The following is a 23,862-nucleotide window of genomic DNA, read 5'->3' as shown; positions in this document are numbered from 1 at the left end:
TGTGATCGATACCCGGCGGGAAGCGCATATCGGCGTTCCCGCCGGGCTCTGGCATGAAAGATCGCATCGTCACCCGAACCATCGGAGTTGTTGTGATGACCAAGATCAGCGAACGTCCCGGCATCGAGCCGGGCGAGACGATCGGCTTTGCCGGTCTCGGCGTCATGGGCCAGCCGATGGCCCTTAATCTGGCAAAAGCCGGTAAGAAACTTGTCGTCTGGAACCGCTCGCCGGCCGCGGCCGAGCCGCTGCGCGAGGCGGGTGCTGCCGTGGCTGCCAGCGCCGAAGAGGTGTTCGAGCGTGCGAGCATCGTCATTCTGATGCTCGTCAGCGAAGCGGTGCTGGATGCGGTCCTGAAGCGCGGGACGCCCGCCTTTGCCAAGCTGGTCGCCGGACATATCGTGGTGTCCATGGGGTCCAACTCACCTGATTATTCGCGCGGGCTGGCGGCCGATATCGCTGCCGCCGGCGGGCGTTATGTCGAGGCGCCGGTTTCCGGTTCGCGGAAGCCAGCGGAAGCAGGGCAGCTTGTCGCGTTGCTCGGCGGCGATGCGCAAGCCGTCGCGCAGGTGCGGCCGTTGCTTGCGCCCATGTGCCGCGAAACGATTCCGTGCGGTCCGGTCGGCAATGCGTTGCTGATGAAGCTTGCCGTCAATCTCTATCTCTGCACCATGCTGGCGGGGCTCGCCGAGGCGGCGCATTTTGCCGAGAGCAATGGGCTCGACCTCAAGACTTTCAAGGCCGCCATCGATGCCGGCCCGATGGCCAGCGATCTGACGCGCGTGAAAATCCCGAAGCTCGTCGCCCGGGATTTTTCAGTGCAGGCGGCAACGGCCGATGCGTTCCACAGCACCGATCTGATCGCTCGGGCGGCGCGCGCGGCCGGCGTGGCATCGCCCGTTCTCGACCTCTGCCGTGCTCTTTATGGGGAGAGCGTCGAGCTCGGCAACAGCCGGCTCGACATGGTGTCGGTGGTCACGGCCATCGAGGCCCGCACCGCGGCGCTTGGCCGCTCCTAGAGCAATCCCAGGAAAAGTGCGCAGCGGTTTTCCGTCCGGAATTGCGCAAAAAGCAAACAGATAGGGCAATTCAGCGATTCCGTGAACCAAGGAACCGCTCTAGCAAACCACAGGCGGATGCCTATGTTGGGTTGGCATTTCAACAGACATTCCTGAGAGGAAAACGGACATGTCTGCCCCTTCTGATAGCAATCTTTTCCGAAAGCTTGGGTTGAAGCATCCCTTGATCGTCGCGCCGATGGCCGGCGGTCCTTCCTCCGTGGATCTGGTGGCATCGGCTTCTGCTGCCGGTGCTCTCGGGGCCATGGGCGGCGCTTACTCCAATGCCGCGGCCATCGAGGCGTTTGCGGCGCAGGTGCGCCAGCGAACCGACAGGCCGTTTTCGATCAACCTCTTCATTCCGCATTCGATCCCGGACATTGCCGCCGATCGGCTTGCGCGGGCTGTGGAGGCGACCGCACGCTATCGGCAGGAACTGGAGCTGCCTTCGCCGCGGCTCGAGGCGCCCTATGAAGAGGATTTCGATGCGCAGTTCGAGGCTGTGCTCCGCATCAAGCCGGCATGCTTCAGCTTCGTCTTCGGTCTGCTGCCTGGCGATCATGTCCGCGAGGCAAAGAAAGCGGGGATTCCGCTGATCGGCACGGCGACGACGCTCGATGAGGCGAGGGCGCTGGAAGACAGCGGGGTGGATGCGGTAACGCTTCAGGGCTTCGAGGCGGGCGGTCATCGCGGCATTTTCGATGCCAGCGCAGCGGACCCGAAAATCGGCCTTCGCGATCTTCTGGCCCAGTGCGTCGGCACCGTTCGCCTGCCGCTGATCGCAGCCGGCGGCATCATGACCTCAGCCGATATTCGGGCGGTGCTAAAGGCCGGGGCGCAGGCCGTTCAGATGGGCACGGCCTTTCTCGCCTGCACGGAGGCTGGAACATCGGCGCCCTATCGCAGGAAGCTCCTCGAAACGGCGGAACGCAGGACGCGGACGACGCGCGCCTTTTCCGGCCGCTTCGCACGCGGCATCGAAAACCGCTTCATGAACGAGATGGACGGGAAGCCGGAAGGCATTCTTCCCTTTCCGGCGCAGAACAAGTTCACGCGGGACATGCGCGGCGCATCGACGGCGAAGGGATTGCCGGATTTCCTGTCGCTTTGGTCCGGCACCGGCAGGGGCGAACTCTGGCAGGGCAGCGCCGCCACGCTGATCGACCGCCTTTTCGTGGAATGACGGTTTCTGGCGCTTCAAAAAGAAAGGAGCCGGCAAGCCGGCTCCCGATTCTGTCCTGAGGCCGATGAAAGCCGTAATCATTCCATGCCGAGTGCGGCCATGTAGGTCTGGAGGATGGATTCCTCTTCCAGACGCTCGTTGGCGTCCTTTTTGCGAAGGCGGATGATCGTGCGGATCGCCTTGGTGTCGTAGCCGCGGCCCTTGGCTTCGCCCATGACGTCCTTGATGTCGGACTGGATGGCGGCCTTTTCTTCTTCGAGACGCTCGATGCGCTCGATGAATTGACGCAGTTCCGCGGCGGCCACGTTCTCGACGCTGTTCTCTTCCATGCACTTCTCCTAAAAGATCTCAAAGGGTCGCTTGCAGCCGGTCGCGGATGATATCGGTGGATCACCGATGCGGCACATCGCTTCAGGGCCGACGCGGTATTTCGAATTCGATCGGGCAGTTGACCTGCCGCGAATGGCGCGCAAGGTCAAGCCGTATTGGTGAAGGGAGCGTTAAACTTTCGGCTTGTTCTGCTCGAAAGCGGCTTTTTGCACAGGCGAGGCTTCCTTTTGATGCAGGTTTTTCCAATCCTCGTAAGGCATGCCGTAGACGATCTCGCGGGACTCGTCCTTGCTCACGGGAAGGCCGGCTTCTTCGGCCGCTTCGCGATACCAGTTGGAAAGGCAGTTGCGGCAGAAGCCGGCAAGGTTCATCAGGTCGATGTTTTGAACATCGCTGCGTTCGCGCAGATGCGAGACGAGGCGGCGAAATGCGGCAGCCTCGAGTTCCGTCTGCTGTTCCTTGGTGAGCGTTGTCATTTCTTTCTCCTCGATTTGGCTTGCGGCGTCGCGCATCAGCTCAGGCTTCATAAGGCCCGGTGCGCGAAGGATACCGCCTGTATTCGTGCAGGACCGGCTCGGCGTTGATCTCGGCAAAGATTTTCGACAGCCGCTCGGCCCAGCCGGCAACGCCGGCTTCATCGCCAATCAGGTCCTGCCGGATCTCAAGCAGTGCATGCGGAATGCCTTTCGTCATGCAATGGCGGAACATCGTGTCGTTCCGCAAGGCGCCGTCGTAAGGCTCGTTGTCTCCAATGACGAGATCGGTATCGGCACCGAGTTTTGCAAGAAGCGGCACCACGGCGCGCTCGTCGCTATCCCAGAGAACGCTTGCGTGCCAGGGTCTCGGCACGCCCTTCCACGCCGGCGTGAAGGAATGCATCGACAAGACCAGCGGCGCCTTGCCCGTCGCGGCCGCCACGCCGGCAATCGTCTCGGCGACCGCACGGTGATAGGGCCGGTGGAAGGTCTCGATGCGGTAGTTCCACTCTTCATCGGTAATCGGATGATTGCCTGCTATGATGGCTCCGTCCGAGATTTTCATGATCAGGGTCGGGTCGTCTTCGCCGCGATTTGGATCGATCAGCAGGCGGGAGAAGCCGCCGAGCACGCCCGGAACGCCCAATCGCCCGCAGAGACGGCGGCAGAGGCTTTCGATGCCGATGTCGTAGGCGATATGGCGGGAAAAGGCGCTTTCCGGCAGACCGAGGTTGCCATAACGCTCGGGCAAATGCCGCATGGCGTGATCGCCGAGAACGACCATGCCTTTGTCACGATTGCCGGGTATGATTTCATACGGTCTGAAGTCGGTCATGCGGATTGTCGATTATCGTAATTTTCAACTCTTTGTTTGATTGCATGTGCGGATGGAAGGTGCAAGGTTCGCAGCTTCGATCGGATGAGGAGCGGTGCGGGGGCGCCGTCACCATACCGTGAAGAAAATATAATCGATTAGAGTTGCGTTGACATTCATCGGATGGCGGCGCAAGAAGACGCAACAACGAATAACCGGGAGCCAATTGGAAGCCGTGTCCAGCCAAGTCGCGCCACGTTTCGTTAAGCGGTCAGGCCCGCTAGCCCGAATCGCCTTCCTCATTCTCGCTGCGGCAGCGCCGTTCTTCTTCATGCCGAATGCGGCACATGCCGATTTCCGAACTTGCAACGGCACGCAGAACCTCGTCGGTGTCGCGATCGGTTATCGCGCGAAGGACGGCTGGGTGACGGAGGGCTGGTGGCAGATCCCGGCCAATACCTGCGCCACCTTGATCGAGGGGCCGCTTCAATCCCGCTATTATTATCTCTACGCAGAAGATGCGGCCCGCGGCGGCCGCTGGACGGGCGACGTCGAAATGTGCGTGGCGGAAAATGAATTCAAGATCCCAGGCGTGAAGGACTGCTACGCGCGTGGCTACCAGAAGATGGGATTCAAGGAATACGACACGGGGCGTCAGGCGAGCTGGATGGTTCAGCTCTCAGATACTCCGGGCAGCCAAGAAAGCCAGAATTGATGAGACGAAACAGAAAAGTCAAAATCCTCGCAACGCTCGGTCCGGCTTCCTCCACCGAGGAGATGATCCAGAAGCTTCATGAGGCCGGGGCAGACCTGTTCCGCATCAACATGAGCCATGCCAGCCATGATTTGATGCGCACGCTGATCCAGCGCATTCGCGCCGTCGAAAGCCGCTGTGGTCGTCCGATCGGCATTCTCGCTGACTTGCAGGGTCCCAAGCTGCGTGTCGGCAAGTTTGCCGAGGGCAAGGTCGATCTCAAGCCCGGCCAGACGTTTACGCTCGACAATCAGGATACGCCCGGCGACAACACGCGCGTCTTCCTGCCGCATCCGGAAATTCTCGAATCGGTCCAGCCCGGCCATCGCCTGCTGATCGATGACGGCAAGCTCGCTCTGCGCGCCGAGAAGTGCGACGGCAAGAGCATCGTCACGACCGTTATTTCCGGTACGAAGATTTCCGACCGCAAGGGCGTCAGCCTGCCCGATACGCTGCTTGGCGTCGGCGCGCTGACCGAGAAGGACCGCATCGACCTCGATGCCGTTCTTGCCACCAATGAAGTCGACTGGGTGGCGCTGTCCTTCATCCAGCGCCCTGAAGACCTCACAGAGGTTCGCAAGATCTCCCATGGCCGCGTCGGCCTGATGTCGAAGATCGAGAAACCGCAGGCCGTCGAACGTATCGAGGAAATCATCGAGCTTTCCGATGCGTTGATGGTGGCTCGCGGCGACCTCGGTGTCGAAATGCCGCTTGAATCGGTTCCCGGCATCCAGAAGCAGCTGATCCGCGCCTGCCGCCGCTCCGGCAAGCCTGTGGTCGTTGCCACGCAGATGCTGGAATCGATGATCTCTTCGCCGGTTCCGACCCGCGCCGAAGTTTCCGACGTCGCGACGGCCGTCTTCGAAGGCGCGGATGCGGTCATGCTCTCGGCCGAATCCGCCTCGGGCGATTATCCCGTCGAAGCCGTGTCGACGATGGCATCCATCGCCCGCACGATCGAGCGCGAGCCGCATTATCCGGGCATCATCTATGCCCAGCGCGCCCAGCCGGAAGCGACCGGCGCCGATGCGATCTCGCTGGCTGCCCGCCAGATCGCCGAAACGCTGAAGCTTGCCGCCATCGTCTGTTACACGTCGTCCGGCACCACCGGCCTGCGTGCCTCGCGCGAGCGTCCGCAGGTTCCGATCCTGGCTCTCTCGCCGATCATCCAGACGGCACGCCGCCTGTCCGTCGTCTGGGGCATGCACTGCGTCGTCACGCATGATGCGACCGACCTTGACGACATGGTCAACAATGCCTGCCGCATCGTTGCCGAAGAAGGCTTCGGCAAGCCTGGTGACCGCATCATCATTTCGGCAGGCGTGCCGCTCGGTACGCCGGGCGCCACGAACATGCTGCGCATCGCCTATATCGGCTCGGACGGCCAGTCCGGCGTGTGATTGCCGATGTAAGACTACGGCAAGCACCCTGAAATATCCGAAACCCGCTGTCGCAAGATGGCGGGTTTTTTCTTGAGGCCGGCGTGCCTGCGATTACCCCAACAGGCGGATTGAAAAAGGGTGGTATCGACCGGCGTGCCTATCTCGATCTGCTGACATCAACGCTCGGCGCCTTGGCTGCGAAGGATGCTGGGTGGGTGGAGTCGTAACGGGCAGTAGCCATTGGTAGCCGAGTCTGTGGAGAGTGCGCCCCCTGTCCCGACAGGGACAAAGGGGGTATCAGCGGCTCGGCACATTGCAGGCAGGCCCCTCTTGCTAAGCACCGCACCACATGCAAGCTTCCTCCCTTCAAGAGGAGGGACCCATGCATCTGACCACGCTGCTCGCCTTCGCCGCCGTTTCCTTCATCGGTATCGCGACGCCGGGGCCGACCGTGCTGCTGGCGCTGACGAACGGTTCGCGCTTCGGTGTCAGGCGCGCCTTGCCGGGCATGGTCGGTGCGGTGCTTTCCGATGCGGTTCTCATCGGTGCCGTCGCCATCGGCCTCGGTGCGCTGCTGGCGGCTTCCGAATTCTGGTTCTCCGCCCTGAAATGGGTGGGTGCGGCCTATCTCGCCTTTCTCGGCATCATGATGCTGCGCTCGAAGGGAACCATCGATAATGCCCTGCAGGCCGGCGCGAGTCAGCCGAGAGGAACTGTCATTTCCATCGGCCTGAAGAGCTTCATGGTCGCCGTCACCAACCCGAAGGGCTATCTCTTCTTCTCTGCCTTCCTGCCGCAGTTCATCGATCCGGCGGCGCCGCAAATGCAGCAATATATCGTTCTGGGCGGTATCTTCGCTGCGCTCGATTTCGCGATCATGTTCGGCTATGCGGTTTTCGGCTCGCAGGCCGTGCGCGTGCTGAGGTCGGAGGGAGCGAAATGGCTCGAGCGCGCCTGTGGCGGCGCGCTGCTGGCTCTGGCTGGATCGCTGGCGCTGTATCGTCGCGCTGTAAACTGAAGGCTTAGTGGCGGCCGAGCGCCGCTTCGAAGACATCCTGATCGACATTGCCGCCCGATGTGACGGCGATCACCACATCGCTGTCGATATCCTTGCCGTGGAAGAGCGCTGCGGCCAGCGCCACGGCGCCCCCGGGTTCAACGACGATCTTCAAGCGGGTGAAGGCGAGCGCCATGGCCTTCTGTGCCTCTTTGTCCGACACGACGAGGCCGGGGCCGCAGAGGCGTTTCAGGATCGGAAACGTGATGTTGCCCGGCTGCGGCGTGATGATGGCGTCGCAGATCGAGCCTTGCAGCGCGGCATTGCGCTCGATCCGTCCGGAAGCCAGCGAGCGGGCGGTGTCGTCGAAATTTTCCGGTTCGCAGGGGCGCACCTTGAGGCCCGGCGCGCGGGATTCAAGCGCCAGCGCGATGCCCGAGGTCAGGCCGCCGCCACCGCAGGGGACGAGCACGCTTGCCGACTCGATGCCTTCTTCGGCCGCCTGTTCGGCGATTTCCAGCCCCGTCGTTCCCTGTCCGGCGATCACCTGCGGCTCGTCGAAGGGCTTGATAAGCGTCAGGCCGCGCTCTTTCGAAATGCGTGCGCCGATCTCGTCGCGATCTTCCTTGATGCGGTCGTAGAGCACGACTTCGGCGCCGAAGGCGCGGGTATTGGCGATCTTCAGCTTCGGCGCATCCGTCGGCATGACGATGACGGCGGGAATGCCATGCAGCTTTGCGGCCAGCGCCACGCCCTGCGCATGGTTGCCGGAGGAGAAGGCGATAACGCCTTTGGCGCGCACGGACGGCTCCAGCGCCGAAACCGCCGACCAGCCGCCGCGAAACTTGAAGGAGCCGGAATGCTGCAGGCATTCGGCCTTCACGAACAGGCGCCGCCCGGCGATTTCATCGAGGAAGGGCGAGGAGAGAAGCGGCGTGCGCCGGGCCCGGCCGCCGAGGCGAGCGCGGGCGGCTTCGATCATTGCGATATCGACCATGGAGGGATCACTCTTCTGACTCAGAAAGACTTTCCATCCATAAAGCGCCCGCCTTCTCTTTAAAACAAGGAGATTGTCCCCGTGACACTTCAGGCGACGCCGGGCAGCGAGAGATGTCCGACATGATAGACCTGGAGGCCGGATCGATCCGGATGTTTGGGTGGCTCGGCCAGGAGACGGAAGCGCACCAGCGTCCAATGGGTCGGCTCGAAGGCGATGACCGAGGCGAGCGCGTCGCCATTCGATAGCGCCATGGCCGCGGCCTCACTTTCTTCCGCCCGAAGGTCGGCCAGCGACGCATTGATATCGATGGCGGCGACCTCGCGCGTGGCGAACCTTACGCTGCGAATATCGGCTGCTGCATCAGCGCGCCAGGCGACCCAGGTGTTGACCTGCGGGCGGCCGAAGTTTTCGGTCAGGGCTGCGAAGCCGGTGCCGCAGACGAAGTCGCTCAAGCCCTCTTCTTCATGCCAGACATAGAAGGGAGCGTAGAGGTTCCGCCTGCTCGCCGTGACCGCATCGCCCTTTCTGGCCGTGAGATAGGCCTTGAACTTGAGGCCCGGCAGATTGTCGAGCAAGGGGCCCTTGTCGCGGATGCGGCGGTCGATGATCGCCATGTCGTAATCCGCGGGCAGGGGGAAATCATACTGCATGGCGATCATGGTCGTTCCTCCAGCCAGGTCACGGCACTGCCGTCCAGCGCCGCCTGGATGCTGATGTAGGAAAAGGTGCTTTCGGGTGCCGCGCCGTGCCGATGGCGCTCGTTCGGTGCGAAGCTGATGCAGTCGCCCGCCCGCAATTCTTCGGCGGAGCCGCCGTAACGTTCGGCAAGCCCGACGCCGGACAGGACGTAGAGGATCTGTCCGTGCGGATGCGTATGCCAGCGCGTCATGACACTCGGTTCGAGGTCGCAGCGCATGGCGGTAAGGTTGCCGTTTTCACTGCTCTCCACCAGCGATTCCACCCAGAAAGAGGCGGTGGCGATGCCTTCGGGCGATCGACGCATGTTGGTGCCGGCGCGGTGGATGGCGGGCGATTGGGAAGAGGTGGTCTGCGGCATCGCTGTCAGGCCTGCTCGATCATCTGGGCGCGGCCGTCGGCAAAGGACCAGTCCTCGCGCGTCGCCGTGGTGATGGTGATCATGATGTCCTCGGGGCGGACGCCGGGCGCGTCGGCGAGAAGCTCGGCAACCCGGCGGTAGAAGGCCTTCTTGACGTCCGTGCTGCGCGGCTTGCCCGTCGTGACATCGAAGAAGACGTAGTTGTCCGAGCGCGGTATGCCGGCGAAATAGGTCCGGTCAAAGATGAGCTCATGCGGTTCCAGCTGGTGAATGGCCTGGAAACGATCCGTCGGCGGCACCTCGAAGGCTTCCACCAGTGCGCGGTGGAAATTGTCCGACAGCGCTTTCAGATATTCCGGCGACTTGCCGCGCAGAAGGGTGATGCGGGTGAATGGCATGGGATGCTCCTGTCCTTGCGTCACTTGACGAGCATAGAATGCCAGTGGATAATCATCCCGAAAATCAGATAATTCTGGATATATAATCCCAAAAATATGGATGGTTATGCATGCGGAAGGTTATCTTCGATCTCGATGTGCTGCGCAGCTTTGTTACCGGCATGGATCTCGGCAGCTATGCCAAGGCGGCCGACAGGCTCGGGCGCTCGACCTCGGCGATCAGCGCCCAGCTCAAGAAGCTGGAGGAGCAGGCGGGTACGCCGATTTTTCGCAAGGCCGGGCGAGGGCTGGCTTTGACGGAGGCTGGCGAGACGATGCTCGGTTACGCGCGGCGGCTGCTGGACCTGAACGACGAGGCTGCCACCGCACTGCATGGGACCGAGCTGGAGGGGTGGGTTCGCCTGGGCTTGCAGGAAGATTTCGGGGAAACGCTGCTGCCCGAAGTGCTTGGACGCTTCGCGCGCGCGCATCCAAAGGTGCGTATCGAGGCGCGTGTCGTGCGCAATGCGGAACTGATCGAGCGGATAACGTCAGGCAAGCTCGATCTGGCGCTTGCCTGGAGCGATGGCTTCCGCACAGCCTATACGGATCGTATTGCGGAAGTGCCGACATGCTGGGTCGGCCCGGCGAACGGCGCGGTGCGGTGGCATGCCGAGAGTGGCGAGATCATGCCTCTGGCCTCGCTCGAGGCGCCGTGCCTGCTGCGGACCGTCGCCACGAAAGCGCTCGACCGCGCCGGTATCGGCTGGCGGGTATCCTTTGTCAGCCCGAGCCTCGGAGGGCTTTGGGCGGCGACGGCGGCGGGTCTCGGCCTTGCGCTGCGCACCCCGCTCGGCCTGCCGCTAAAGGTGCGGCAACTGATGCCGGGCGAAGCCGGCCTGCCGCCCTTGCCGAAGCTGGATCTCGTGTTGCATCGTGCCGAGGCGGAAGCAAGTCCGGCGACGGAACGGCTGGCATCGATCATCCTGCAGGCGGTGCGGCAGACGGTCGAGACCGTGCCGCAGAGCCGGATATTCGAGGATGTGCCCGACTACGGTGTCGTCACGGCCTGAGAGGAGGCTTGTCGGCAGGACAGCTGGCCGCCGAGGCTGGCGATGCGGATTTCCGCCTGTGCAGCAAGGGCTTGCAGATCGCGCGGCTGGCCTGCCAGCCGTTCGATGGCGGCAATCGCGACATCCGTCGTCACGTAGTCGGGCTTGTGGCCGAGATTGCGGATGGTGACGAGTTCGGCGTCGGCGATATCTCGCGCAAGACCGCGTGAATGCAGTTCTTCCAGCACGATATCGTCGCTGTCGCCGGTGATGATGACCGTAGGCGCCTTGATCTCGCGATAGCGCGGCGCGTGAGCGGAGACATAGGCTAGAAGATTGACGACATCGGCAGCGTTGTTACGGAAGGTGTGCGGCCGCAGCACCAGTTCGGGCGCGGTTTTCATGATGTAATCCGCCGGTCGCTCGTTCGGGCGGAAGATGCTGAGCGTGCCGGTCTCGACCCGGCGCAGGCCGATCGGGATGACGAACAGATGCGTGAAGAGCCAGCCGAGGACGGGCATGGCGGCGAGCGTATAGTACCAGTCGACGCCGCCGGACCAGGGATGCGTGGCCGGCGCGAGAAAGAGCAGCCCCTCGGTCCTCTCCGGATGGCGCATGCCGAAGGCGGCGGCGATCGCGCCGCCGAAGGAGTGGCCGATGATGATGGCGCTCTGGATGCCGCGCTTGTCCATCAGTCCGGCGATGGCATCGGCCTGGCCGGAGGGAAGGGCGTTCTCTGCCGTTCCGCGCTCGGAATATCCATGGCCGGGACGATCGACGAACAGCATCTCCGCACGGCCGCTTAAAGGCGCGGCAAAGGCTTCGAACTGATCGCGCAGATTGCCGCTGGCGCCGTGAATGAAGACCAAGGCGGGCAGGTCCGCCGTGGTCGGGCGTGGCAGATGCACGGCGTTGAGACGGTAGCCGCCGATATCGGTCAACTCGCCTATATTGGGATAGGTCTGCTCGATGGCGCGCGTCTTATAGGCGGAAAAGCCTGCGGCGACGACAAGAAACATGACAATGACAGCGAGCAGAGAATCGATCATTGCGGCACGGATCAAATATCTTGAGCCATCAATCTAGCGCATCGTTCCAGCTTTTCATCCCTTCCAACCTGATTTGGCCAACCTGATTTGGCCGACCTGCTTTGGACGGCGGGATGAGCCTGGCTGCGGCAAAACGTCAGGTGGGGCTTCCGGCAATCTTCTCCGAGAGCTTGTCCGCTTCGTCCTGGGCCGACCGGCTCGCCGGATAGATTTCCAGAAAGCGCTCCCAGGCCTTGAGGGCCAGCGCATCGTTGCCGCGCTCGGTCAGGATGGCCGCCATGCCGGCCAGCGCGCCGAAATGGCGCGGCTCGATGCGCAGCACCTGATTGATGTCTTCCATCGATTTTCGATAGTCGCCAATGGCGAAATTGAGCGTCGCGCGCCGGTTCCAGCCTTCGACATAGTCGGGCTTCAGCGAGATCACCTGATCCAGATAATCCATGGCAGCGGCATTGCGCTTGTCCTGAATGGCCTTGTCGGCCCATTGCATCAGGAGATTGATCGTGGCGCTGCCGGAATCGCTGAGTTCGGCATTGATCTGTTCCGCGATCATATTGGCCTGATCGGGATCGCGCTGGCGCTTCAGAGCCGTGAACAGATTGTCGAGCTGCTGCTTGGGCGACAGGCTGCCGGAAGAATCGCCGGGATCCTTCTTTTCCATCAGGCTCGTCTCATCCGCCAGCGCCGCGTGCGGGGCGGAGGCGGTCAAGGCAAACAAAATCGGCAGGGCTAGATATGACAAAGCAAAAACGCGCATGGCGGGCATAGTAGCCCGCCAATGTCGAAGATCAAAACAAATTTGATGCGATCAACTAAAACTGAACGCCGGATCGCTGCGATCCGAGCCGCGCGCTATATCAGCCCTGACGAGCCTTGTAGCGCGGGTTCAGCTTGTTGATGATGTAGATGCGGCCCTTGCGGCGGACGAGACGGTTGTCACGGTGGCGCGCCTTGAGCGACTTGAGCGAATTCTTGATCTTCATTTTTCTGATCCGCGATGTTCGAGGGGGAATGTCACATTCGCCCGGGTCTTTAACAATCAAAAGCGCGCTCGGGGCGCGCTCTTTAGGGTGGGGAGCAAATACCCTGTCATACCGGGCCTGTCAACCATGTCAGGGGCTTTTTCCCGCCGTTCTCAGCGCAGAAGCTGTGTAACATGGCCCATCTTGCGGCCCGGCCGCGCTTCGGTCTTGCCGTAAAGGTGTACCAGCGCGTCGTCAAGGCGCAGCCATTCCGGCAGCGCCAGGATGTCGTCGCCGATCAGGTTGGTCATGACACAATCCGAATGACGCCGTGGATTTCCGAGCGGAAGGCCGGTCACGGCGCGGATATGCTGCTCGAATTGCGAGATGACGCAGGCGGCTTCCGTCCAGTGACCGGAATTATGCACGCGCGGCGCCATTTCATTGGCGATCAGGCTGCCGTCGGCAAGCACGAAGAACTCGATGCCGATGACGCCCACGTAGCCGAGCGCCGTCAATATCCTTTCGGCGGCTTGCCGGGCAGCGCTCGCGGTCTGTTCCGAAATGGCGGCGGGCAGCGTCGAGGTGTGGAGAATGCCGTTGCGATGGATATTCTCGGCCGGGTCGTAGCAGGCGACCGTACCGTCGCTTCCACGCGCAGCGATGATGGAAATCTCGCGCTCGAAGGACACGAAGCTCTCGAGAATCAGCGGCACGTTGCCCAAAGCCGCATAGCCGCCTTCGGCGCTGTCGGCCGCCGAGCGATAGACGCGCTGACCCTTGCCGTCATAACCCAGGCGGCGGGTCTTCAGCACGCCTTGTCCGCCGAAATCGACGAGCGCCTTTTCGAGGTCGGCCTGGCTGTCGACGGCATGGAATCGGGCAGTCGGGATGCCGCAGCCATTGATGAACTGCTTTTCGGTCAGCCTGTCCTGCGCCATCTCCAGCGCCTTCGGCGGCGGATAGACCGCTACCTGGGATGCAAGCTCCCCGGCGGCGGAAACCGGCACGTTCTCGAACTCATAGGTCACGACATCGCAGCGCTTCGCCAATTCGGCAAGGGCTGGCGCATCGTCATAGGCGGCAACGATCTGTTCGTTGGCGACCTGGGCCGCGGGACAATCCGCCTGCGGCTCGAGGACGATGGTCCGGAAATTCAGGCGTGCGGCCGCCATGGCCAGCATGCGGCCGAGCTGGCCGCCGCCGATGATGCCGATCGTCTTCGCGCTCATAGGTCGTCCATCGGATATTCGGCGACCGCAGCGCTCTGGCGCGCGCGCCATTCGTCAAGCCGGTCGGCGATCTCTTCATCGCCGAGGGCCAGGACGGCAGCGGCAAGAAGGGCGGCATTGACCGCGCCGGCTTTGCCGATTGCCAGCGTTCCCACAGGAATGCCGGCCGGCATCTGTACGATGGAGAGCAGGCTATCCTGCCCGGACAGCGCGCGGGACTGCACCGGAACGCCGAAGACCGGCAGCGGCGTCATGGATGCGGCCATGCCCGGCAGATGCGCCGCGCCGCCGGCTCCGGCGATGATGACCTTGAAGCCCTCGTCCCTTGCGCCCTTGGCGAAGTTCATCAGCCTGTCGGGCGTGCGATGGGCGGAGATGATGCGCGCATCATAGGTGATCTCGAGCGCTTCCAGGGTGTCTGCGGCATTCTTCATGGTCTCCCAGTCGGACTGGCTTCCCATGATGATGGCGACAGGAGGTCTTTCGGTCATCATCGTTCCGTTATGCTCCTCAGGCAATGATATCGGGAATGATCTGGTCTTCCAGCTTGCTCAGCTTGTCCTTGATGACGAGCTTCTTCTTCTTCATGCGCTGGATGCGAAGGGCGTCGCAGCCGGTCTGAATCATGGCGTTGATTGCGGCGTCATAATCTTCGTGTTCCTGACGCAGCCGCGCCACGATCAGCCTGATTTCCGCCTGTTCCTGATCGGCCATGTTTCTTTCCCCAGCATATTGCGGAATCGCATTCGTTCCGTCTCCTGAATCCCGCAAGCTCCTATCATCAAATGGCGGTAACGGGAAGTTATCCTTCATCACGAATTTGCCGCCTATAAGACACGTTTTCGCCTTCGACAAAGGCCGGATATTATGGCACAGTAAGAGGGTTGTGACACCTAGAGCCTTGGCGAATGGATGGTTGAGGCTCTTCAGAGGAAGGAAGGGTCATATGACTGTTCAAGCTCATCTTGAATCGCTCGAAAAGAAACATGTCGCTCTTGAGGAGGAGCTGCATCTGGCACTGTCATCTCCCTCTATAAATGATACCCAAATAGCCGACATCAAACGGAAGAAACTACGCGTCAAGGACGAAATCCAGCGTCTACGTTCGTCAGTTCACTGACGCGACGCTTTCAAAGTTCAACAGAAGCCATCGATCTTGGGGCAAAAGGCAGATCGAAAGGTCCTGAGGCAAATTTCCTGAGATCGATGAGCATTTCCATCAAAACGGATGCGCCAGTTCTTTCGTGTCGAAAGCAGGGGCTGGCGCGATTTTCCGCAGAGCCGCGAAAGCGGGGGACCTTAGGACCAGAACTGATCCAGCCATAAATTGAGCTTGTCGAAACCGCGGCTGTTGACCGCGTATATGCGTTTCGTCCCTTCATTGGTGACGGAAACGAGATTGCTGTCGAGAAGCGCCTTTAGATGCTGCGAAACGGCGGGACGGCTGATGGGCAGGCCCTGTGCCAGTTCGTTGACCGTTTTGGGTGCACGGCGCAATTCCTCCAGCAGATAACGCCGGTTCGGATCCGCGATGGCTGCGAAAGGGTCCATGGTCGACATGGCGGAAAGCTACGTCAAACGCCCAAGGGCGGCAAGTTAATTGTGCGCTGCATGATATAATGTGCGAGCAGGCCGCTGCCGGCGGTTGCGGCATGGCGCATTTTGCCGCGAACGGCCGGTTTCGGTTGCTGCCTCTTGTCAGAGAGGGCTAACGGATTTACTCACGACTCTCGAACCGCTGAGCCGTCGCCGACGATGGAAGCCGAAACCATGGAAGCCCGCATGACCGTGCCCGAAGATCGTTGCCGCCTCGTTCTCATCGTTCCCGACATTGCCGATATCGAGCAGCGGACGAAGGCAGTGGCCGATGCCCTGAGGGGCGGCGATGTCGCCTCGGTGATCATTCCGCAATACGGGCTCGACGATGGCACGTTCCAGAAGCATGCGGAAAAGCTGGTGCCTGTGGTGCAGGCGGCCGGTGCGGCGGCCCTGATTGCCGGAGACAGCCGCGTGGCGGGCCGCGTCAAGGCCGATGGGCTGCACATCGCCGGTAAGCTCGCGGATTTGGCGGAAGCGGTGGAAAAATTCGTGCCGAAGCTGATTGTCGGCGGTGGCAGCGCGACCGAGAGGCACAGCGCCCTGGAAATCGGCGAGCTGCGGCCGGACTACATATTCTTCGGCAAGCTCGATGGCGACATCAAGTCCGAAGCTCATCCGAAAAACCTCGCGCTAGGCGAATGGTGGGCTTCGATGATCGAGATTCCATGCATCATCATGGGCGGCAGCGATCCGAAATCGGCTCTGGACGTGGCCTTGACGGGCGCCGAATTCGTCGCGCTGCACACGGCGGTTTTTGCGGACCCCGCAGCGGCGCCGTCGATCGTCGCCGAAGTGAATGCGCTTCTGGACGAAAAAGCGCCACGGTTTGAGGATTGATAGCGATTCATGTCGTTCAAGCCCCGATTCCGCCATCGTTCGTTTCTTGCCTTGCTTGCAGCCGGGCTCGCGGCATTTCCATTGCCGGCTGCGGCGCAATCGGGCAATGGCGATACATCGCTGCCCGGCGTTGCGGCGCCCGCGGAAAAGGGCGCGCGGCCGGATGACAAAGCGCAATCCGACGACGACTCGGCCGTGCCGGACGCACCGCCGCGCAACGACAGCATCGTGACGCGGCCGCTCGGCGCGGATGCCGGCAGTTTCAAGACTGAAAACATCCAGCCGGGCGCCGAGCCGAAGAACGGAAGCGACATCAAGCCGTCGCAGGGCGTCGGCGTATTCGAACGCATGGGTGCCAAGCTGCCCGACCTGCCGCCGGAAAAGCCGTTCACCGGCAAGATCGACGATGCCTACGGCGCGTTCCAGCGCGGTTATTATCTGACGGCTTTCCAGAAGGCGTTGCCGCGGGCGCAGCTTGGCGACCCGGCGGCGCAGACCCTGATCGCAGAGCTGATGTCGCAGGGATTGGGCGTCAGGCGCGATCCCAAGAATGCCGCCTTCTGGTACAGCAAGGCGGCCGAGGGCGGGGATCCCACCTCGATGTTCAAATATGCGCTGATCCTGATCGAAGGGCGCGATGTGCCTCGTGACCAGAAGAAGGCGGACGAGTGGATGAGAAAGGCGGCCGAGGCCGGCCAACCTTCCGCCGAATTCAATGTGGCCCAGATGCTGACGGCCGAAAATCCGGGCATCAAGGGCCTGCAGATGGCGCTTCCCTATTATGAGAAATCCGCCGAGCAGGGCATTGCCGATGCGCAATATGCCGTCTCGCAGCTTTATCTCAATCTTCCCGACCTGCCGCCGGAAAAGAAGGCGCGCGCCCGCGAATGGCTGTCGCGTGCGGCCAATGCCGGCTTCGATACCGCGCAGCTCGACATGGGCATCTGGCTGATCAACGGCACCGGCGGCAAGCAGGACCTGGAAAACGGCTTCAACTGGATGCGCGTCGCTGCCTATCGCGGCAACGTCGTCGCGCAGAACAAGCTGGCGCACCTCTATATCAATGCCATCGGCACGAAGCAGGACCCGGTGGCGGCGGCGACATGGTATGTCATTTCGCGCCGTGCCGGCCTGAAGGACTCCGAGCTTGAGGATTTCTATCAGGGCATCGAGGACTACCAGCAGAAAGCGGCCATCGATGCCGCCAACAAGTATCGCCGCGCGCAATAAGAGCGGCGTCGAATTCCGTCATATCGGAGCGGATGTGACGTCAGTTTGCGTGTGCTGCAGCCTCGCCACTTGAAATTCCCCCGATTTTATGGTCTTGAGGCCGCCAATCTTTTATTTCCGCTGACGCTCCCGCTCCGTCGGGGCCTGCTTTTGGGCCCGGTCAGCGCTCTCTGCATTACCCAAGGAAACCCGATGGCCCGTTCTGCTCTTCTCAATGTCATGGTTCAGGCTGCTCTCAAGGCAGGCAAGTCGCTCAGCCGCGATTTCGGCGAAGTGCAGAACCTGCAGGTTTCGGTGAAGGGACCGGGCGATTTCGTCAGCCAGGCGGATCTGAAGGCGCAGAAGGTCATCCGCGACGAGCTGATGAAGGCCCGCCCGACCTACGGCTTTCTCGGCGAGGAAAGCGACGAGGTGAAGGGGACGGACGGCGCGCATCGCTGGATCGTCGATCCGCTCGACGGCACCACCAACTTCCTGCACGGCATTCCGATGTTTGCCGTCTCGATCGCCCTGGAGCGCAACGACGAGATCGTTGCCGGCGTCGTCTTCAACCCGGCGACCGATGAGCTCTATACGGCCGAACGCGGCGGCGGCGCCTTCCTCAACGACCGCCGCCTGCGCGTCGCCTCGCGCCGCGTGCTGTCGGACAGCGTCATCGGCTGCGGCGTTCCGCATCTCGGCCGCGGCAATCACGGCAAATTCCTCGTCGAGTTGCGCCACGTCATGGGCGAGGTCGCCGGCATGCGCCGCCTCGGCTCCGCGTCGCTCGATCTTGCCTATGTTGCTGCCGGCCGCTTCGACGGCTTCTGGGAAACCGGCCTGTCTCCCTGGGACATCGCGGCCGGCATTCTGCTCGTTCGTGAAGCCGGCGGTTTCGTTTCGGACTTCCATGGCGGCACCGACATGCTCGGCACGAATTCGATCATCTGCGGCAACGAGCATATCCAGAAAGCGCTCGCCGAAGTGGTCAAGCGGCCGATCCCGACGAAATAAGTTTAGCTTCCGCTGCTTTTCGGCCGATAAAACAGTCTGTTGCCAACGGGCTGTTTTGTGCTTTCCGTCTCTTCAATTCGGCACAATGTTGCTCTAGTCTCCGGCTGCGGAAAATGCGGCGGAGCGTGTGATGGAAAATGTGAATCTGTCGGATCTGGGATCGACCGACAACGTATCGGGCAGCTACGCCTACAAGCTTTCAAGCCCGATGGCGTTCTTCTGGACGATGGTCCTCTTCCTGATTATCGTCGGCTTCATCGTCTCCATCCTGTTTCGGCAGGCTCAGGTCGCTTTCCTGCACAATCCCGGCCTCAACGGCCTGATCCTGGGCGTTCTGGCCGTCGGCATCCTGCTCGTGTTCAATCATGTGCTGATGCTGAGGCCGGAGGTTCGCTGGTTCAATCATTTCCGCGCCGTCGGCAACGCGGACAAGGTCGGCCGCAATCCGCGGCTCCTGGCGCCGATGCGGGCGCTGATCGGCAACCGCCGCGCGATGCAGCTTTCCACGGCGACGCTGCGCTCCATTCTCGATTCGATTGCCACGCGTCTCGACGAATCGCGCGACACCTCGCGCTACCTCATCGGCCTGCTCGTCTTTCTCGGTCTGCTCGGCACCTTCTGGGGCCTGATCGGCACGATCGGTTCGATCAACGACGTCATCCAGGGCCTCGATGCCGGCACCGGGGACAGCGGCGATATTCTCAGCGCCTTGAAATCAGGGCTCTCCGGCCCGCTGGTCGGCATGGGCACGGCCTTTTCCTCCTCGCTGCTCGGCCTTTCCGGATCGCTGATTCTCGGTTTTCTCGACCTGCAGGCCGGCCGTGCGCAGAACCGCTTCTACACCGAGCTGGAAAACTGGCTCTCCTCCGTCACCGACGTCGGCTCCGATCTTACCCCCGTTATCGAGAGTGCCGCCGGCGCCTCTTCGGAGGATGTGCGGGCGCTGTCGGACTATCTGCGCAAGATTGCCGAGGAGGGCGGCGGCCAGCGTTCGGTAACGGCCATGGCAAACCTTGCCGAAGGCATTCAGGGCCTGGTCAAGAACATGCGCAACGAACAGCAGATGCTGCGTGACTGGATCGAGGCGCAGCAGGAAGAGGCGAAATCGATGCGCCGCACGCTCGACCGTCTTGCCGACCGCATCGGCCATATCGAGAAGACCGGGAGCAAGTAAGTCATGGCGCTCGCCCGCAACCGACGCCACCAGAGAAGCGTCGACTATTGGCCCGGTTTCGTCGATGCGCTGTCCACGCTGCTGATGGCCATCATGTTCCTGCTGACGGTGTTCGTCGTCGGCCAGTTCATCCTCAGTCGCGAAATTTCCGGGCGCGACGAGGTGTTGAACCGCCTCAACAGCCGCATCAACGATCTGGTGCAGCAACTGGCGCTGGAAAAGAGCGGCAAGCAGGATCTGGAGGACGCCGTCGCCAACCTGCAAGCGTCGCTGTCATCGGCGGAGAGCGAGCGCTCGCGGCTGCAGGCCCTCCTCGCCGCCGGTTCCGGCAATAGCCAGGCTGCCGAACAGCGCGCCGGCACGCTCTCGCAGGATCTAGAGGAACAGAAACAGGTAAGCGCGCGCGCCCTCAGCCAGGTCGATCTCCTCAACCAGCAGATTGCCGCCTTGCGCAGCCAGATCGCTGCCGTGGAGGCGGCTCTCCAGGCATCCGAGGCCAAGGACCAGTCGTCGCAGGTCAAGATCGCCGATCTCGGGCGGCGGCTGAACGTGGCGCTGGCGCAGCGTGTGCAGGAACTGAACCGCTATCGCTCCGACTTCTTCGGCCGGCTGCGCGAAATTCTCTCCGACCGCGACAATATCCGCATCGTCGGCGACCGCTTCGTCTTCCAGTCCGAAGTGCTGTTCCCATCCGGCGCCGCCGATCTCAATCCCGCCGGTCAGGCGGAAATGACCAAGCTTGCGGCCGCCCTCATCGATCTGGCCAAGGAAATTCCACCGGAAATCAACTGGGTGCTGCGCGTCGATGGTCACACGGACAATGTGCCGCTTTCCGGCAATGGCCGTTACCCGGACAACTGGGCGCTGTCCTCGGCCCGCGCTATCGCCGTCGTCAAGTTCCTGATTTCGCAGGGCGTTCCTGCCGACAGGCTGGTCGCGGCCGGCTTCGGCGAATTCCAGCCGATCGCACCCGGCGACACGCCGGATGCGCGCGCCACCAACCGCCGCATCGAGCTGAAGCTGACCGAAAAGTAATCGCTTCGAGCAATTCCGTGACAGGTGCGTAACGGTTTTCCGTTTGGAACTGCGCGAAAACAAAGCGATAGAGTATTTTCGCGATTTCGAAGAAAAGCGGAAAGGTCCTAGAGCGTTTCAGGTTTTAACGGAAGCGTATCCAGCATTAGCGAAGTAGTTGCCGCATTCGCTTGGCTCGATGGTTTTGACGAGATTGCCGATGTAACGCCAGGTGTCATCGACGGTTCGCTTCTGTGCCAGGCGCATCCAGTGTTTGATTTTGGCGAAGGCCTGTTCGATCGGATTGAGGTCGGGTGAATAGGGCGGCAGATACCAGAGCCGTGCACCAGCGTTGCGGATTATCTGACGGATGGCGACCGACTTGTGGGAACCGAGGTTATCCATGACGACGATGTCTCCGGGTTCGAGGATCGGTAAGAGTAGCTGCTCGACATAGGCTCGGAAGCACTGGCCGTTGATCGGCCCATCGAAGACACAAGGTGCCACGAGCCGATCGCAGCGCAGCGCGCCAAGGAAAGTCAGAGTGCGCCAATGACCATGCGGGGCGAAGCTACGTAGGCGTTTGCCCTTCGGCCCCCAGCCTCGAAGCGGCGCCATGTTGGTCTTGATCCAGGTTTCATCAATGAAGACCAATCGCCTTGGATCGAGACCGGTCTGCCAGGACCGCCACCGCTGTCGTCGCCGCGCAATGTCGGCGCGCGCCTGCTCACGGGCGAACAGTGTTTTTTTTGAACCGTAACCCCTCGCGCCGCAGGAACTGCCATACGGTATCGTGGGATACCTTCACCCCTCGTACGGCCAACTCTTCCTTCAACGCATGCAGTGACAGATGCGGCGTCTGGTTGACCCGTTCCACGATAAACGCCCGGTACGGCTCCAGAGCACGCTTACGATGACCACCCATCTTCCCCGGCCCAACAGATCCGCTCGAACGATAACGCTGAGACCACTTCACCGCTGAAGAGGCCGCAATAGCGAACCGCGCCGCCACCGACCGGCAGCTCTCGCCGGCCTCGATCGCATCAACAACACGCTTGCGAAGATCATTTGAAATAGGTCGAGCCATCCGATGCTGGCCTCCACTCCAGCCAGAATCTTGAATCACAAAATAGCCAAAAACGGAATCCCTTCCGATTCAGATAAAAGCGGAAACGCTCTAGCGGCGATCGAGCCGGGTGGCGAGGCGTCGCAGCAGAAATCGCCGCACGGCCTCGCTGCTGCTCAATCCGATCGCCGAGCGGTAAGCGCTCGTTGCGTATTCCATATCGCCGGCTTCGGCCAGCAGATGCGCGCGAACGGCCCAATAAGGCTGATAGTTGACGATATCGCGCTCGGCCATCCGGTTCAGGAGCTCCAGTCCGGCACCGGGGCCGTCCATGCGGGCGACAACGGCGGCGTGACTGACGCGTGCGCCGGTGGTCGGCTTCATGATCAGAAGTGCTTCGTAAAGCCTGGCGAGCGCCCGCCAGTCGGTCGTGCCGCAGCGCCGCCGTTCGGCGTGTACGGATTGAATTGCCGCCAGGCACTGGAACGGGCCGAAGCGAGCGAAAGCGCCTGCCTGCCGGAGAAGGTCATCGGCTTCGGTAATCATCGCGGCGTCCCAGAGCACGGTATCCTGCTGATCGAGGGGGATGTAGTCGCCGCTCGCATTGCGCCGCGCGCCGCGACGGGATTGGCTGTAGAGCATGAGCGACAGCAGGCCCATCGCTTCCGGCTCACGGGGCAGGGTGGCATGCAGCGCGCGCCCGAGCCATATGGCTTCCTCCGCCAGCGAGCCCTGCTTCTCGCTGTCTCCGAGCCCCTCCCATCCGAGGCCATAGGCTGCGTAGATCGCCGTGAGCACCCCGGCCAGCCGATCCGGCAGCATGGGTTGCTCCGGAACGGTAAAGGGGATGCGGGCATCGCGAATCTTGATCTTTGCCCGCACGAGCCGCTGGCTCATGGTCTCCGGCGCAACGATGAAAGCCTTCGCTATGGTGGCCGCATCGATGGCGAGCACGGTTTGCAGCATCAGTGCCGCGTGTATCGTGGTGTCGATGGCGGGATGGGTGCAGGCAAAGAGGAGTTTCAGCCGCTCGTCGGGGAAGGGTGGATGATCCGCATTCATGCGCTCCTGCGCCTCTTCCATCGCCATCTCTATTCTCACCCGGCCCGCGGCCTTGACGGTCTCGTGCCTCAAGCCGCGGATCAGGTTGCGTCGCGCGGCGACCAGCAGCCAGGCTTCCGGATTGTCGGGTATTCCCCGCTCCGGCCAGCTGCGCAGCGCTGCGGCAATCGCCTCCGACAAGGCATCTTCCGCAGCCGGCACATCATGCGAGCGCGCGGCGAGAAAGGCGATCAGCTTGCCGTAGGATTGGCGCGCCACCTGCTCGGTGGCGCGTTGAGCGTCGGACAGCATGAAGGCCTACATCTGCAAGCGCGGCCGTACTTCGACCGAGCCCTGATGCGAGATCGGTACCCGCACGGCCCATTCGAGCGCGGCATCGAGATCCGGCACATCGATCAGGTAAAAGCCGCCGAGCTGCTCCTTGCCTTCGGGAAAGGGGCCGTCCTGCACATCATGATCCTCGCCGCGACGGCGGATCACGGTGGCAGTCTCGGGTGGGCTGAGCCCGGCGCCGCCTGTCATGATGCCGGCTTGAACAAGGGCCTGGGTGTAGGCGATCCAGCCATCCCTGTAGGCGGGATCTTCGCGGCGTCTGAAATCCTCAGGGGCTTCTCGGATGATCAAGGCATATTGCATGGAGCTACTCCCGCTCGCTGTGTTGGCTATGAACCGGACGGTGACGTCATTGTGGACTGGATTCCAGAATGAGCAACGTTGCCGTGAAGCGGCCTTCTGCCGCTTCGATACGATGAGCCGCGGGCACCGGCGATTTCGACAGAGACAGCCGATTTTTTCGAAATTCATGATCGCGAAGACGAAACGGCCGGCATGCCTGGAAGGCAGCCGGCCGCGAATGGCTTTACAACAAACGCTGGACGCGAAGTCTTATGCGGTAGCGGTGGTCTGGTCGTCGATGACGGCGCCGCCGACGTGAGCCTTGATCGACTCGATGGCATGCAGGGCCGAGGCTTTCGCCTTGTAGCCTTCGGACCCGAACATGGTTTCACCGTTCGAGGCTTTAAAGCGGAAGCGAAACTCGCCGGCCTTGTCCTTGTAGACTTCAAATTTATACATGGTTCTCGTCTCCTAGAATCGCGTCAGCGCGAGATGACGCCGAAAATCTAGCTCAATTTTGTAGCTATTTCTACAAGGTTGTATCCGGCG

The 23,862-nt window shown here is 61.9% G+C and carries 30 protein-coding genes; 12 read left to right on the top strand and 18 right to left on the bottom strand.

The features are described 5' to 3' along the window. Positions 1–95: 95 nt before the first annotated feature. Both ACJJVH_RS12400 and ACJJVH_RS12395 read left to right on the top strand, forming a co-directional pair. Positions 96–1,019: an NAD(P)-dependent oxidoreductase gene (locus tag ACJJVH_RS12400; RefSeq protein WP_412064061.1), complete on the top strand. Its 924-nt coding sequence runs from the start codon at positions 96–98 to the stop codon at positions 1,017–1,019. Between the two features lie 169 nt (positions 1,020–1,188). Beyond that, positions 1,189–2,241 (top strand): NAD(P)H-dependent flavin oxidoreductase, encoded by a 1,053-nt coding sequence (locus ACJJVH_RS12395; RefSeq protein WP_412064060.1) that lies wholly within the window; start codon positions 1,189–1,191, stop codon positions 2,239–2,241. Positions 2,242–2,318: 77 nt separating this feature from the next. Here ACJJVH_RS12395 and ACJJVH_RS12390 read toward each other — a convergent pair whose 3' ends face one another. The 3 genes from ACJJVH_RS12390 to ACJJVH_RS12380 form a co-directional block, all read right to left on the bottom strand. Then, positions 2,319–2,570, bottom strand: a complete 252-nt coding sequence (locus ACJJVH_RS12390) for a DUF2312 domain-containing protein (RefSeq protein WP_069613239.1) — start codon at positions 2,568–2,570, stop codon at positions 2,319–2,321. Positions 2,571–2,741: 171 nt separating this feature from the next. Beyond that, entirely contained in the window at positions 2,742–3,047 is a 306-nt protein-coding gene (locus tag ACJJVH_RS12385) for a DUF1244 domain-containing protein (RefSeq protein ID WP_113356851.1), read from the bottom strand. Positions 3,048–3,087: 40 nt separating this feature from the next. Then, a complete protein-coding gene (locus ACJJVH_RS12380; RefSeq protein ID WP_412064059.1) occupies positions 3,088–3,882 on the bottom strand; it encodes an N-formylglutamate amidohydrolase in 795 nt (264 codons plus the stop codon). A gap of 205 nt (positions 3,883–4,087) precedes the next feature. Here ACJJVH_RS12380 and ACJJVH_RS12375 point away from each other — a divergent pair, with 205 nt between their 5' ends. From ACJJVH_RS12375 to ACJJVH_RS12365, 3 genes are all read left to right on the top strand, one after another. Further along, positions 4,088–4,576 carry a DUF1036 domain-containing protein gene (locus ACJJVH_RS12375; protein ID WP_112800873.1) on the top strand — a complete coding sequence of 163 codons (489 nt, stop codon included), beginning with the start codon at positions 4,088–4,090 and terminating at the stop codon, positions 4,574–4,576. Further along, positions 4,576–6,015, top strand: coding sequence for a pyruvate kinase (pyk, locus tag ACJJVH_RS12370; RefSeq protein WP_112800725.1), 1,440 nt, complete (start codon positions 4,576–4,578; stop codon positions 6,013–6,015). The genes ACJJVH_RS12375 and pyk overlap by 1 nt, the downstream gene beginning before the upstream one ends. Positions 6,016–6,379: 364 nt before the next feature. Continuing rightward, complete coding sequence (locus tag ACJJVH_RS12365; RefSeq protein WP_412064058.1) at positions 6,380–7,015, top strand: LysE family translocator; 636 nt, start codon at positions 6,380–6,382, stop codon at positions 7,013–7,015. A gap of 4 nt (positions 7,016–7,019) precedes the next feature. On the opposite strand, the gene ACJJVH_RS12360 is transcribed toward ACJJVH_RS12365, so the two are convergent. From ACJJVH_RS12360 to ACJJVH_RS12345, 4 genes are all read right to left on the bottom strand, one after another. Next, positions 7,020–7,991, bottom strand: coding sequence for a threonine/serine dehydratase (locus tag ACJJVH_RS12360; RefSeq protein WP_113383695.1), 972 nt, complete (start codon positions 7,989–7,991; stop codon positions 7,020–7,022). An 89-nt stretch (positions 7,992–8,080) separates the two neighbouring features. Continuing rightward, positions 8,081–8,653: a DUF4865 family protein gene (locus ACJJVH_RS12355; RefSeq protein WP_113383696.1), complete on the bottom strand. Its 573-nt coding sequence runs from the start codon at positions 8,651–8,653 to the stop codon at positions 8,081–8,083. Beyond that, complete coding sequence (locus ACJJVH_RS12350) at positions 8,650–9,051, bottom strand: cupin domain-containing protein (protein WP_113383697.1); 402 nt, start codon at positions 9,049–9,051, stop codon at positions 8,650–8,652. The genes ACJJVH_RS12355 and ACJJVH_RS12350 overlap by 4 nt, the downstream gene beginning before the upstream one ends. 5 nt (positions 9,052–9,056) lie before the next feature. Beyond that, positions 9,057–9,449, bottom strand: coding sequence for a tautomerase family protein (locus ACJJVH_RS12345; protein WP_113383698.1), 393 nt, complete (start codon positions 9,447–9,449; stop codon positions 9,057–9,059). Between the two features lie 110 nt (positions 9,450–9,559). Between ACJJVH_RS12345 and ACJJVH_RS12340 the strand changes: the two genes are divergently transcribed. Then, positions 9,560–10,501, top strand: a complete 942-nt coding sequence (locus ACJJVH_RS12340) for a LysR substrate-binding domain-containing protein (protein WP_112800734.1) — start codon at positions 9,560–9,562, stop codon at positions 10,499–10,501. Here the strand turns inward: ACJJVH_RS12340 and ACJJVH_RS12335 are convergent. From ACJJVH_RS12335 to ACJJVH_RS12310, 6 genes are all read right to left on the bottom strand, one after another. Next, positions 10,480–11,529: an alpha/beta fold hydrolase gene (locus ACJJVH_RS12335; protein WP_412064057.1), complete on the bottom strand. Its 1,050-nt coding sequence runs from the start codon at positions 11,527–11,529 to the stop codon at positions 10,480–10,482. The genes ACJJVH_RS12340 and ACJJVH_RS12335 overlap by 22 nt on opposite strands. A gap of 136 nt (positions 11,530–11,665) precedes the next feature. Then, positions 11,666–12,295, bottom strand: coding sequence for a hypothetical protein (locus ACJJVH_RS12330; protein WP_112800738.1), 630 nt, complete (start codon positions 12,293–12,295; stop codon positions 11,666–11,668). Positions 12,296–12,386: 91 nt separating this feature from the next. Continuing rightward, complete coding sequence (gene ykgO, locus ACJJVH_RS12325; protein ID WP_003582204.1) at positions 12,387–12,512, bottom strand: type B 50S ribosomal protein L36; 126 nt, start codon at positions 12,510–12,512, stop codon at positions 12,387–12,389. A gap of 152 nt (positions 12,513–12,664) precedes the next feature. Further along, positions 12,665–13,723 carry a 5-(carboxyamino)imidazole ribonucleotide synthase gene (locus tag ACJJVH_RS12320; protein ID WP_412064056.1) on the bottom strand — a complete coding sequence of 353 codons (1,059 nt, stop codon included), beginning with the start codon at positions 13,721–13,723 and terminating at the stop codon, positions 12,665–12,667. After that, positions 13,720–14,214: a 5-(carboxyamino)imidazole ribonucleotide mutase gene (gene purE, locus ACJJVH_RS12315; protein ID WP_112800875.1), complete on the bottom strand. Its 495-nt coding sequence runs from the start codon at positions 14,212–14,214 to the stop codon at positions 13,720–13,722. Before purE ends, ACJJVH_RS12320 begins: the two co-directional genes overlap by 4 nt. Positions 14,215–14,233: 19 nt before the next feature. Then, complete coding sequence (locus ACJJVH_RS12310) at positions 14,234–14,437, bottom strand: YdcH family protein (RefSeq protein WP_112800742.1); 204 nt, start codon at positions 14,435–14,437, stop codon at positions 14,234–14,236. 232 nt (positions 14,438–14,669) lie between these two features. On the opposite strand from ACJJVH_RS12310, the gene ACJJVH_RS12305 reads away from it, so the two are divergent. Beyond that, positions 14,670–14,843, top strand: a complete 174-nt coding sequence (locus ACJJVH_RS12305) for a DUF465 domain-containing protein (protein ID WP_112800877.1) — start codon at positions 14,670–14,672, stop codon at positions 14,841–14,843. 179 nt (positions 14,844–15,022) lie between these two features. Here the strand turns inward: ACJJVH_RS12305 and ACJJVH_RS12300 are convergent, their stop codons facing one another. Then, a complete protein-coding gene (locus ACJJVH_RS12300) occupies positions 15,023–15,283 on the bottom strand; it encodes an ArsR/SmtB family transcription factor (protein ID WP_034476040.1) in 261 nt (86 codons plus the stop codon). Between the two features lie 222 nt (positions 15,284–15,505). Between ACJJVH_RS12300 and ACJJVH_RS12295 the strand changes: the two genes are divergently transcribed. The 5 genes from ACJJVH_RS12295 (at position 15,506) to ACJJVH_RS12275 (ending at position 20,591) form a co-directional block, all read left to right on the top strand. Next, positions 15,506–16,159, top strand: coding sequence for a thiamine phosphate synthase (locus ACJJVH_RS12295; RefSeq protein ID WP_412064055.1), 654 nt, complete (start codon positions 15,506–15,508; stop codon positions 16,157–16,159). Positions 16,160–16,168: 9 nt separating this feature from the next. Beyond that, positions 16,169–17,389 (top strand): tetratricopeptide repeat protein, encoded by a 1,221-nt coding sequence (locus ACJJVH_RS12290; protein WP_112800744.1) that lies wholly within the window; start codon positions 16,169–16,171, stop codon positions 17,387–17,389. Positions 17,390–17,581: 192 nt separating this feature from the next. Further along, on the top strand, positions 17,582–18,382 hold the full coding sequence (locus ACJJVH_RS12285) for an inositol monophosphatase family protein (RefSeq protein WP_112800881.1): 801 nt from the start codon (positions 17,582–17,584) through the stop codon (positions 18,380–18,382). Positions 18,383–18,512: 130 nt separating this feature from the next. Further along, positions 18,513–19,556 (top strand): flagellar motor protein MotA, encoded by a 1,044-nt coding sequence (locus ACJJVH_RS12280; RefSeq protein WP_112800746.1) that lies wholly within the window; start codon positions 18,513–18,515, stop codon positions 19,554–19,556. Between the two features lie 3 nt (positions 19,557–19,559). Then, positions 19,560–20,591, top strand: a complete 1,032-nt coding sequence (locus ACJJVH_RS12275; protein ID WP_112800749.1) for a peptidoglycan -binding protein — start codon at positions 19,560–19,562, stop codon at positions 20,589–20,591. Between the two features lie 117 nt (positions 20,592–20,708). Here the strand turns inward: ACJJVH_RS12275 and ACJJVH_RS12270 are convergent. The 4 genes from ACJJVH_RS12270 to ACJJVH_RS12255 form a co-directional block, all read right to left on the bottom strand. Further along, positions 20,709–21,657, bottom strand: a protein-coding gene (locus ACJJVH_RS12270; protein WP_412064054.1) for an IS630 family transposase whose coding sequence is annotated in 2 segments (ribosomal slippage) — positions 20,709–21,320 and positions 21,322–21,657 — 948 coding nt in all. Because the reading frame shifts where the segments join, the coding sequence is not laid out codon by codon here. 90 nt (positions 21,658–21,747) lie between these two features. Beyond that, on the bottom strand, positions 21,748–22,989 hold the full coding sequence (locus ACJJVH_RS12265; protein ID WP_412064053.1) for an RNA polymerase sigma factor: 1,242 nt from the start codon (positions 22,987–22,989) through the stop codon (positions 21,748–21,750). A 6-nt stretch (positions 22,990–22,995) separates the two neighbouring features. Then, positions 22,996–23,334 carry a YciI family protein gene (locus tag ACJJVH_RS12260; RefSeq protein ID WP_113356292.1) on the bottom strand — a complete coding sequence of 113 codons (339 nt, stop codon included), beginning with the start codon at positions 23,332–23,334 and terminating at the stop codon, positions 22,996–22,998. Between the two features lie 249 nt (positions 23,335–23,583). Next, positions 23,584–23,772 carry a YegP family protein gene (locus ACJJVH_RS12255; protein WP_015341032.1) on the bottom strand — a complete coding sequence of 63 codons (189 nt, stop codon included), beginning with the start codon at positions 23,770–23,772 and terminating at the stop codon, positions 23,584–23,586. Between the last annotated feature and the right edge of the window lie 90 nt (positions 23,773–23,862).

This window comes from Rhizobium sp. SYY.PMSO (genome assembly GCF_046840415.1).
Lineage (GTDB): Bacteria > Pseudomonadota > Alphaproteobacteria > Rhizobiales > Rhizobiaceae > Rhizobium.
This window is presented reverse-complemented; position numbering and strand designations above follow the sequence as displayed.

Coding starts and splice junctions, on each gene's coding strand:
- ACJJVH_RS12400 (WP_412064061.1), top strand. CDS start 96: ATGACCAAGATCAGCGAACGTCCCGGCATCGAGCCGGGCGAGACGATC.
- ACJJVH_RS12395 (WP_412064060.1), top strand. CDS start 1,189: ATGTCTGCCCCTTCTGATAGCAATCTTTTCCGAAAGCTTGGGTTGAAG.
- ACJJVH_RS12390 (WP_069613239.1), bottom strand. CDS start 2,570: ATGGAAGAGAACAGCGTCGAGAACGTGGCCGCCGCGGAACTGCGTCAA.
- ACJJVH_RS12385 (WP_113356851.1), bottom strand. CDS start 3,047: ATGACAACGCTCACCAAGGAACAGCAGACGGAACTCGAGGCTGCCGCA.
- ACJJVH_RS12380 (WP_412064059.1), bottom strand. CDS start 3,882: ATGACCGACTTCAGACCGTATGAAATCATACCCGGCAATCGTGACAAA.
- pyk (WP_112800725.1), top strand. CDS start 4,576: ATGAGACGAAACAGAAAAGTCAAAATCCTCGCAACGCTCGGTCCGGCT.
- ACJJVH_RS12365 (WP_412064058.1), top strand. CDS start 6,380: ATGCATCTGACCACGCTGCTCGCCTTCGCCGCCGTTTCCTTCATCGGT.
- ACJJVH_RS12360 (WP_113383695.1), bottom strand. CDS start 7,991: ATGGTCGATATCGCAATGATCGAAGCCGCCCGCGCTCGCCTCGGCGGC.
- ACJJVH_RS12355 (WP_113383696.1), bottom strand. CDS start 8,653: ATGATCGCCATGCAGTATGATTTCCCCCTGCCCGCGGATTACGACATG.
- ACJJVH_RS12350 (WP_113383697.1), bottom strand. CDS start 9,051: ATGCCGCAGACCACCTCTTCCCAATCGCCCGCCATCCACCGCGCCGGC.
- ACJJVH_RS12345 (WP_113383698.1), bottom strand. CDS start 9,449: ATGCCATTCACCCGCATCACCCTTCTGCGCGGCAAGTCGCCGGAATAT.
- ACJJVH_RS12340 (WP_112800734.1), top strand. CDS start 9,560: ATGCGGAAGGTTATCTTCGATCTCGATGTGCTGCGCAGCTTTGTTACC.
- ACJJVH_RS12335 (WP_412064057.1), bottom strand. CDS start 11,529: ATGATCGATTCTCTGCTCGCTGTCATTGTCATGTTTCTTGTCGTCGCC.
- ACJJVH_RS12330 (WP_112800738.1), bottom strand. CDS start 12,295: ATGCCCGCCATGCGCGTTTTTGCTTTGTCATATCTAGCCCTGCCGATT.
- ykgO (WP_003582204.1), bottom strand. CDS start 12,512: ATGAAGATCAAGAATTCGCTCAAGTCGCTCAAGGCGCGCCACCGTGAC.
- ACJJVH_RS12320 (WP_412064056.1), bottom strand. CDS start 13,723: ATGAGCGCGAAGACGATCGGCATCATCGGCGGCGGCCAGCTCGGCCGC.
- purE (WP_112800875.1), bottom strand. CDS start 14,214: ATGACCGAAAGACCTCCTGTCGCCATCATCATGGGAAGCCAGTCCGAC.
- ACJJVH_RS12310 (WP_112800742.1), bottom strand. CDS start 14,437: ATGGCCGATCAGGAACAGGCGGAAATCAGGCTGATCGTGGCGCGGCTG.
- ACJJVH_RS12305 (WP_112800877.1), top strand. CDS start 14,670: ATGACTGTTCAAGCTCATCTTGAATCGCTCGAAAAGAAACATGTCGCT.
- ACJJVH_RS12300 (WP_034476040.1), bottom strand. CDS start 15,283: ATGTCGACCATGGACCCTTTCGCAGCCATCGCGGATCCGAACCGGCGT.
- ACJJVH_RS12295 (WP_412064055.1), top strand. CDS start 15,506: ATGACCGTGCCCGAAGATCGTTGCCGCCTCGTTCTCATCGTTCCCGAC.
- ACJJVH_RS12290 (WP_112800744.1), top strand. CDS start 16,169: ATGTCGTTCAAGCCCCGATTCCGCCATCGTTCGTTTCTTGCCTTGCTT.
- ACJJVH_RS12285 (WP_112800881.1), top strand. CDS start 17,582: ATGGCCCGTTCTGCTCTTCTCAATGTCATGGTTCAGGCTGCTCTCAAG.
- ACJJVH_RS12280 (WP_112800746.1), top strand. CDS start 18,513: ATGGAAAATGTGAATCTGTCGGATCTGGGATCGACCGACAACGTATCG.
- ACJJVH_RS12275 (WP_112800749.1), top strand. CDS start 19,560: ATGGCGCTCGCCCGCAACCGACGCCACCAGAGAAGCGTCGACTATTGG.
- ACJJVH_RS12265 (WP_412064053.1), bottom strand. CDS start 22,989: ATGCTGTCCGACGCTCAACGCGCCACCGAGCAGGTGGCGCGCCAATCC.
- ACJJVH_RS12260 (WP_113356292.1), bottom strand. CDS start 23,334: ATGCAATATGCCTTGATCATCCGAGAAGCCCCTGAGGATTTCAGACGC.
- ACJJVH_RS12255 (WP_015341032.1), bottom strand. CDS start 23,772: ATGTATAAATTTGAAGTCTACAAGGACAAGGCCGGCGAGTTTCGCTTC.